This is a genomic window from Komagataeibacter oboediens, assembly GCF_003207815.1.
GTDB lineage: Bacteria > Pseudomonadota > Alphaproteobacteria > Acetobacterales > Acetobacteraceae > Komagataeibacter > Komagataeibacter oboediens.
The window spans coordinates 1-904 of sequence record NZ_NKTX01000229.1 but is presented as its reverse complement, the minus strand read 5'-3'; the positions used below and the strand labels follow the sequence as shown (position 1 = coordinate 904).

Genomic DNA, 904 nt, shown 5'->3' with positions numbered 1-904 from the left:
CCTGGCCTGGCCGTGCTTTATGGCTGGGTCAATGTGCTGGGGCTGGCAACGCTGCCACTGACCGCCGTGCTGGTCGCCTTTATATTTCTGGCCAGTGAACCGCCGCAGCGTCGCTCCAGTGGCGGTCTGGTGACGTGGCTGCCCGTCCTGCGCAGCGGCGACTGCTGGCTGCTGATGTTCTTTTATGGCGTGACATTCGGCGGTTTTGTGGGGCTTGCCTCGTTCCTGACCATCTATTTCAACGACCAGTACGGCCTGCCGCCTGCCATTGCCGGAAGCTGTACGGCGCTGGTCGTGTTTGTCGGGTCCTTCGTGCGTCCGCTGGGGGGCGCCATGGCCGACCGGATCGGGGGCGAACGCGCCCTGAGCATCCTGTTCGCGCTTGCTGTCGCCATCTTTGCCGTAATCGGGTTCGGCCTGCCCACGATCTGGCTGGCCTTCCCGGCTTTTTTCCTGGGCATGCTCGTGCTGGGTCTGGGCAATGGCGCGGTCTTCCAGCTTGTGCCCACGCGTTTCCCCAGCCGCGTCGGTATCCTGACCGGGCTGGTGGGCATGAGCGGCGGGGTAGGCGGGTTCTATCTGGCCTCATCACTCGGGGCCGCGCGACAGGCCACGGGGTCCTACGGTCCCGGCTTCCTGGGCTTTGCCGCGGTTGCGCTGGTGGCGTTTGCCTGTGTTGGCGTGTGCCGTCGCCGCTGGGCGGCTGAACGGCCCCGGATGTCGGCTGAAGCCGATGCGACCGCCTCTTCATAATATCAGATCAGGAACGTATCCCGTGACCTGTATTTCCGACGTGCTCCGGCCCGCTTCGCTTACGGTCGGCTTCACCACCGTTCTTGCCAGCCTGTGTACCGGCCATGCGGCCCTTGCCGACACGGCACCCGCCGCGGGTGTCACGGCAACC

Annotated in this window: 1 protein-coding gene; it reads left to right on the top strand. The window is 65.5% G+C overall.

The window, feature by feature from the left end; genetic code table 11:
* On the top strand, positions 1–753 hold a 753-nt coding region (locus CFR80_RS18520), incomplete at its 5' end, for an MFS transporter (RefSeq protein ID WP_146221724.1).
* Positions 754–904: the final 151 nt, after the last annotated feature.